This is a genomic window from Microcystis sp. LE19-84.1B, assembly GCF_027531875.1.
Taxonomy (GTDB): Bacteria; Cyanobacteriota; Cyanobacteriia; order Cyanobacteriales; family Microcystaceae; genus Microcystis; species Microcystis panniformis.
On record NZ_JAPZSR010000428.1, the window covers coordinates 1 to 6,758 of the forward strand.

The following is a 6,758-nucleotide window of genomic DNA, read 5'->3' on the forward strand; positions in this document are numbered from 1 at the left end:
AGCCGTTAAGAATATGGTCAAAAACCCGAAATTATCTCAGGCAATATCTGATGTAAGCTGGGGAGAAATAACCCGACAATTAGCCTATAAATGCCGTTGGTACGGCAGAAATTACATCGAAATAGATAGATGGTTTCCTAGTTCTAAAAGGTGTAGTAATTGCGGGTATATTGCCCTTGAAAATGCCGTTAAATGTTCGAGAATGGGATTGTCCAGACTGTGGGACTCACCATGACCGAGATATTAACGCTAGTAAAAATATTTTGGCCGCAGGGCTTGCGGTGTCAGTCTGTAGAGCGACCATAAGACCAGAACAGAGTAAAACTGGGGCGGCAGGTGCGAAAAATCCTTCGGGAAAGAAGCAGAAACCCAAATCGTGAGGTTTGGGAATCGCCGTCCGTTTCACGGCGGCGAGGATGTCAAGGAAAAAATCAGGTTAAGAGGAAGCCTGAAGTCAATTATATTAATTTGGGGAAATTTGGGGAAATTGGGTTTTGGGGGATTGTTCAGTAATCAGTAATCAGTCAGGTTCTTCGTTACTAGGTCCGGAGTGAACTGAAAACTCACCACTGATAACTCACCACTGATAACTCACCACTGATAACTGATAACTGATAACTGATAACTGATAACTGAAGTTACCGACGCGGAACGAGATTAATCCGGCCTTCGTCCATTTCATCCATGAGTAACTCTAGGGCCTCGTAATCCACATCGGAAACGTAGCCAAGACGAGCGAGGAGTTCATTAATTCCGTTTTCGATTTCTGGCGTGATTTGACGATAATATAGGGCTTGTTCCACTAATTGGCGGATAGTCGGCTGGGTATCCACAATTTCCTTACTCTAGTTCAATAAATCTAGTTTCTGTATCCTGCTTTACTTTATTTCAGCAAAAATACCAGTATAATGCTGGTTCATCATCAGTCATTCGGGATTAGAGCTTAAACCTAACGACTTTCCCCTGGTATTCGCCCTAATAAGCCTTGATCACTGTTCCTCTTGACTCCCCGGATCATCAGGTTAACCTAAAAGTGGTTCCTTCCCACAGGGGAAAGATTAAAAAAAGATTAATCTTTTCAGGAGAGAGGAAATTTATCGAGACCGGGGTTGCAAAATCAGAAAGTTAGGACATAATAGCGGTATCTGATCTCCAGTTAAAAGGTTCATTTATGAATTTCAAAGCCCAGCCATGAAAAGTCCTGTAAAAGTCCCGGAAATTGCTCTATTTGAGCCAAACGGCTATATTACCGCCGCTAACGTCCTAGAATTTCAAGAGCAGCTCACCAATCTGGTTAACCAGAGTCGCTCTATCACTTTTCTCGTGGATATGAGTAGGGTGGAATTCCTCGACAGCGCTGGATTAATGGCTTTAGTTACCGCCTTTCGTCTGGCTCAAAGTCAAGAAAAATCCTTCAATATCTGTTCTATTCCACCTTCAGTCAAGATTATCTTTGAATTAACCCAACTCGATCGGGTTCTCTCGGTTTTCCCTAGCCGTGCTGACTTTGATGCTGTTATCACCCTCCCCCAAGCGGCCTAAGCAGACAAAATAGGGTTTCTCGCCGCAATTTCTCGGCTACAATCTCAATTCTCCCCGTAAATCACCTCTTGACCGGGCAGATTCCCATTTGTACAACCGACTCCTCAGGACAACAATTTTTCTCAAGGAGAGCCATTATACTGTTGAGATGGCTCTCCTCCTTTTTGGATATTATTTCTGGGACAAACTACCGTACACTTGTTCGGAGCAGATTACAAAAGACTGTCTGTTAAGAAATTCCATCACTTTAGTGATGACAGAGGGGAAGGGGGCCAAGATGGTAGATAGGTAATGAGTAGTAATTTCCTAGAATCCATGACAGTCAAAAATCTCCAGTATGCTTATTTTCCCGGTTGTGTCGCCCAAGGTGCCTGTCGGGAACTATATTTATCCACGGCAGCCCTGACGGAAGCTTTGGGGATTAATTTAGTCGAACTCAAAAAAGCTGCCTGTTGTGGTTCGGGAACCTATAAGGAAGATTCGCAACTATTGGAAGATACCGTCAATGCGCGCAATATTGCCCTAGCGGAAGCCCTCAATTTACCCCTGTTGACTCACTGTAGCACCTGTCAGGGAGTGATCGGTCATGTGGATGAGCGCTTGAAGGAAGCAAAGCATAATAATCCCAATTATGTTGAGGAAGTTAATAATTATTTACAGAAAGAACATTGTTCCCCCTACCAAGGTACGACGACGGTTAAGCACCTACTCTGGGCAATTGTCGGCGATTATGGCTTAGATAATTTGGCGGCCAAGGTGGTTCGTCCCTTATCAGGCTTAAATTGCGCCGGTTTTTATGGTTGTTATCTCCTGCGCGCCCAGGATACTCTCCCCTACGATAATCCCTTTCAGCCGGAATCCCTAGAAAATGTCTTTCGAGCGGTGGGAGCAAATCCGATTTATTATCAAGGACGCACTCAATGCTGTGGTTGGCCCCTGTCCAGTTATGCCACCACCCAATCGTTCCAAATGGCAGGAAAACACATTTTAGAGGCGATGGCAGCCGGGGCAGATTGTTTAGTCACCCCTTGTCCTTTATGCCATCTTAATCTTGATTCCCGACAACCGGAAGTGGCAAAAGCGATCGGTCGAAGTTTAGGTTTACCCGTGTTGCATTTTTCCCAATTAGTCGCTTTAGCGGTGGGAGTGAGTCCCGATCGTTTAGGATTAGATCGACACATCGTTTCCACCAAATCCCTCTTAAAGAAATTGGGGTTTTAGAACTCAATCAGGAGTGTTAGCAATGGATTGGTTAAAAAGAATTTTCGGCTTAGATAAACCGGCAGATGCCGCTATTGCGATCGCAGGAAAAGCCGCTGCTGCGGGGATTCCCCCCGAAAGAGTCGGATTAGATGGAAAATACGACGAAAGCGGCCTAGCTAAACGAGTAGTTTTAGCTTTTGACGAGACACCGGATTTAGCCGATGAGGACAAATTGTGGGTCGCTCAAACTGGTAGTAAAGTTGTACTAAAAGGCAAGGTTTCCAATCAGGCGACTTTAAATAAAATGGTGGCCATTGCCAGTAAAGTCCATGGGGCAACCAGCGTCGATACCAGTCAAGTAACTATTGGGTGAAGTCGAACGGCTATATTCCCCGTGCAAATTAACCACTAAAACCCAGAGGGTTTTTGCTAGGGTAGATAACCGCAAGACTGGCAATCGCCCCCAGCCGGCTGCGGTAAAATGGGAGGGATAGATAAAACTCAGGAGAAAAGACCCCAGTGCCGTACAACCCCGCAGAAATCGAACAGAAATGGCAGAAGATTTGGCAGCAAATGGGATTGGACAAAACCCCAGAAAACGCCGATAAACCGAAATTTTACGCCCTCTCCATGTTCCCCTATCCATCGGGCAACCTGCACATGGGTCACGTTCGCAACTATACTATCACCGATGTGATTGCCCGTCTGAAAAGAATGCAGGGTTATCGCGTGCTGCATCCCATGGGGTGGGATGCTTTCGGATTACCGGCAGAAAATGCCGCTATTGAAAGGGGAGTTCCTCCGGCAAAATGGACTGATCAAAATATTGCCCAGATGAAACGGCAATTACAACAGTTAGGATTATCTATCGATTGGGAAAGAGAAGTTGCCACCTGTTCCCCGGAATATTATCGTTGGACCCAATGGCTATTTTTACAGTTTTTTGAATCAGGATTAGCCTACCAAAAAGAAGCGGCAGTGAATTGGGATCCTATCGATCAAACTGTCTTGGCCAATGAACAGGTAGATAGTGAAGGAAAATCTTGGCGATCGGGTGCTAAAGTAGAAAGAAAGTTACTCTGGCAATGGTTCCTAAAAATCACCGATTATGCCGAACAATTACTCACTGATTTAGATAAACTTACCGGTTGGCCAGAACGGGTTAAAACCATGCAGGCGAACTGGATTGGTAAATCGGTAGGTGCTTATTTAGAATTTCCTCTTGTTAATTCCCCAGAAAAAATTGCCGTTTTTACCACTCGTCCCGATACGGTTTATGGAGTGACTTATGTGGTACTTGCTCCCGAACATCCCTTAACTCTACAAGTTACCACTCCCGAACAAAAATCGGCCGTAGAAACTTTTATTCAAGAGATAGCCAGCGAAAGCGAATTAGAAAGAACTGCCGAAGATAAACCCAAACGCGGTATTAAAACCGGAGGAATGGCAATTAATCCTTTTACTGGTGAAGAAATTCCGATTTTAATTGCTGATTATGTCCTCTACGAATACGGGACGGGAGCAGTGATGGGAGTCCCGGCTCACGACAGTCGCGATTTTAAATTTGCTGGGGAAAATAACCTGCCAATTAAGATAGTTATTACTCCAGAAAGTGGCGAAATTGAGTTAAAAGAGGCCTATACAGAAGCGGGAATTATGATTAATTCCGCTCAATTTAATGGACTTAATTCTACAGCAGGAAAAACCGCTATTATTGATTATGCCACTGCTCAAGGTTACGGCAAAGCTAGAATACAATATCGCCTCCGGGATTGGTTAATTTCCCGTCAAAGATATTGGGGTTGTCCGATTCCAGTTATCCACTGTCCTAACTGTGGAACCGTACCAGTACCTATCAATAATTTACCCGTTACTTTACCAGAAAATGTCGAATTTAGCGGTCGAGGTGCTTCTCCTTTAGCCAAATTAGAAGACTGGGTAAATGTGGATTGTCCTCGCTGTGGCACTCCCGCAAAACGGGAAACGGACACCATGGATACTTTTATTGATTCTAGTTGGTATTTCCTCCGTTATACCGATGCTAAAAATGAAGATATACCCTTTCAATTCGAGAAGGTTAATGATTGGATGCCCGTGGATCAATACGTCGGAGGAATCGAACACGCTATCCTACATTTACTCTATTCTCGTTTCTTTACCAAAGTTTTAAGAGACCGAGGTTTAGTTAATGTCGATGAACCTTTTAACCGTCTGTTAACCCAGGGAATGGTACAGGGATTAACCTACAAAAATCCCGAAACTGGCAAATATGTCCCCGCAGAAAATGTTATCTATAAAGAGGATAAATATTGCGATAAAGACACGGGGGAAGTTCTTTCTTTCTTCTTTGAAAAAATGTCTAAGTCGAAATATAACGGCGTTGATCCTCTGAAAGTCCTGGAAAAATATGGTGCTGATACTGCCCGAATGTTTATACTTTTTACTGCACCCCCAGAAAAAGATTTACAGTGGGAAGATGCAGGGGTAGAAGGACAATTTCGCTTTCTTAATCGGGTGTGGCGTTTAGTCAGTGAATATATTGAAAATAAACCCAAGCAAGTCAAAAAAATAGAGACTTTCTCGAAAACTGACAAGGATTTAAGACGGGCAATTCACACCGCTATTAAAGAAATCTCCGAGGATTTAGAAGGAGATTATCAATTTAATACCGCCATTTCCGAATTGATGAAACTCAGTAACGCTTTAGGGGATAATAAGTGTTTTGCATCCCCCATTTATCGGGAAGGAATCGAAACCCTATTAATCTTACTTTCCCTTTTTGCTCCCCATCTTAGCGAAGAATTATGGCAAGCTTTAGGTCATAGCCAATCAATTCACCTGCAACCCTGGCCAAAAGTTGATCCTACTGCCCTGATTGTGGACGAGATTACCCTTGTCATCCAAATTTTGGGAAAAACCAGAGGCACGATACAAGTTCCCGCTAGTGCCGATAAAAGCACCCTAGAAACCCTCGCTCTGGAATCAGAAATAGCCCAACGTTATTTAGAAGGTAAGGAAATCAAAAAAGTGATTGTTGTCCCGGGCAAATTAGTTAATTTTGTCGTGGTTTAAATGACAGCAATTATCACAATGGTAGGGAATTAAGAACCTTTTCAGTTATCACAGAAAACGGGTTTCTCCGAGAAACCCGTTTTCTGCTCATGCACTCATGCAAAAAGGGGAATAAATAATCAGTCTTTAATAACCAGATTTAGTATAACCAGTCAGATTAACACTGTCTATTAAAAACTATCGATAGATGGTAAAATATACAATTAGCATTGTCTGTAAATAAGAACAACAGATGGATATTGAATCAACTACAGTAACCCCCGAAGAAATTGCCCAGTTTCGCGCTGAATTGGCAGATAATCCAAGTGCGATCGCGGCTTTGGATGAAATTGAGGAGTGCGAGGGCTATTTGGAGGATGCTATACCATTACTGCTGATAGAAGCTGGTACAGAACGCGATAGATCCCTTAGTGATATTTTGGAAAAATGCCGTAAGTTTATCTGTCAGGAGGAAGTTAGAGAAGCTCTGGAATCTGGAATGATTGCACCTGCAATAGAGCCGATTGCGATGGGGGCTGGTATTCCCCCTGGTGTAGCAACAGCGATCGGTATTTGTGCTTTTAAATTGGGAATAAAGAAGGTTTGTGCTGATTGTGCTGACTAAATCCCTGTAGCTGTAAAACCTGCCCAGTAGTAGGGATTGGCAAAGGGACGGGGTTGGCGTTCTCTGATTGTTTCTAATAATTTTTGATATATTTTGCGCTGTCCTGGTCGTAGTGGGGCAAGATATTTGTCTATTTGTGGCTGATATTGCTCCAGAAATTTGTGGCTCTTCGTTACCCTTTATGCTAAATCAACATACAAGATGCCAAGATAACATACTTCTAACCCAAAAATTCCGAAAGTTTCTAAAGCCATAGCCTCTCCGTTTTATTAGTTTAAGTTTATTGTTGATTCCCTCGACCACCCCATTCGTTGTCCTTCGCTCGAAATAACTAATT

Annotated in this window: 7 protein-coding genes and 1 pseudogene; 6 read left to right on the forward strand and 2 right to left on the reverse strand. The window is 43.3% G+C overall.

What is annotated here, in order from left to right; genetic code table 11:
• Positions 1–380 (forward strand): annotated as a pseudogene (locus O9324_RS24160) (RNA-guided endonuclease TnpB family protein); the annotation flags it as partial.
• A 258-nt stretch (positions 381–638) separates the two neighbouring features.
• Here the strand turns inward: O9324_RS24160 and O9324_RS24165 are convergent.
• Entirely contained in the window at positions 639–833 is a 195-nt protein-coding gene (locus O9324_RS24165; RefSeq protein ID WP_002761266.1) for a hypothetical protein, read from the reverse strand.
• A gap of 358 nt (positions 834–1,191) precedes the next feature.
• On the opposite strand from O9324_RS24165, the gene O9324_RS24170 reads away from it, so the two are divergent.
• The 5 genes from O9324_RS24170 to O9324_RS24190 all read left to right on the forward strand — a co-directional run bounded on the left by O9324_RS24170 (position 1,192) and on the right by O9324_RS24190 (position 6,421).
• Positions 1,192–1,542 (forward strand): STAS domain-containing protein, encoded by a 351-nt coding sequence (locus tag O9324_RS24170; RefSeq protein ID WP_002761268.1) that lies wholly within the window; start codon positions 1,192–1,194, stop codon positions 1,540–1,542.
• Between the two features lie 291 nt (positions 1,543–1,833).
• Positions 1,834–2,763 (forward strand): CoB--CoM heterodisulfide reductase iron-sulfur subunit B family protein, encoded by a 930-nt coding sequence (locus O9324_RS24175; protein ID WP_288141529.1) that lies wholly within the window; start codon positions 1,834–1,836, stop codon positions 2,761–2,763.
• 22 nt (positions 2,764–2,785) lie between these two features.
• Positions 2,786–3,118: a BON domain-containing protein gene (locus O9324_RS24180; RefSeq protein WP_288141530.1), complete on the forward strand. Its 333-nt coding sequence runs from the start codon at positions 2,786–2,788 to the stop codon at positions 3,116–3,118.
• A gap of 146 nt (positions 3,119–3,264) precedes the next feature.
• Positions 3,265–5,817, forward strand: coding sequence for a leucine--tRNA ligase (gene leuS / locus O9324_RS24185; protein WP_288141531.1), 2,553 nt, complete (start codon positions 3,265–3,267; stop codon positions 5,815–5,817).
• A 232-nt stretch (positions 5,818–6,049) separates the two neighbouring features.
• The gene (locus O9324_RS24190) at positions 6,050–6,421 is read left to right on the forward strand and encodes a hypothetical protein (protein WP_288141532.1); all 372 of its coding nucleotides are present in this window, start codon (positions 6,050–6,052) and stop codon (positions 6,419–6,421) included.
• 189 nt (positions 6,422–6,610) lie between these two features.
• Here the strand turns inward: O9324_RS24190 and O9324_RS24195 are convergent.
• Positions 6,611–6,758, reverse strand: a 148-nt coding sequence (locus O9324_RS24195) for a transposase (RefSeq protein ID WP_193960957.1), incomplete at its 5' end; no start/stop codon positions are given.

Excerpts from the sequence above, each read along its gene's own strand:
- O9324_RS24190 (WP_288141532.1), top strand. The coding sequence starts at position 6,050 with ATGGATATTGAATCAACTACAGTAACCCCCGAAGAAATTGCCCAGTTT.
- O9324_RS24175 (WP_288141529.1), top strand. The coding sequence starts at position 1,834 with ATGAGTAGTAATTTCCTAGAATCCATGACAGTCAAAAATCTCCAGTAT.
- O9324_RS24180 (WP_288141530.1), top strand. The coding sequence starts at position 2,786 with ATGGATTGGTTAAAAAGAATTTTCGGCTTAGATAAACCGGCAGATGCC.
- O9324_RS24170 (WP_002761268.1), top strand. The coding sequence starts at position 1,192 with ATGAAAAGTCCTGTAAAAGTCCCGGAAATTGCTCTATTTGAGCCAAAC.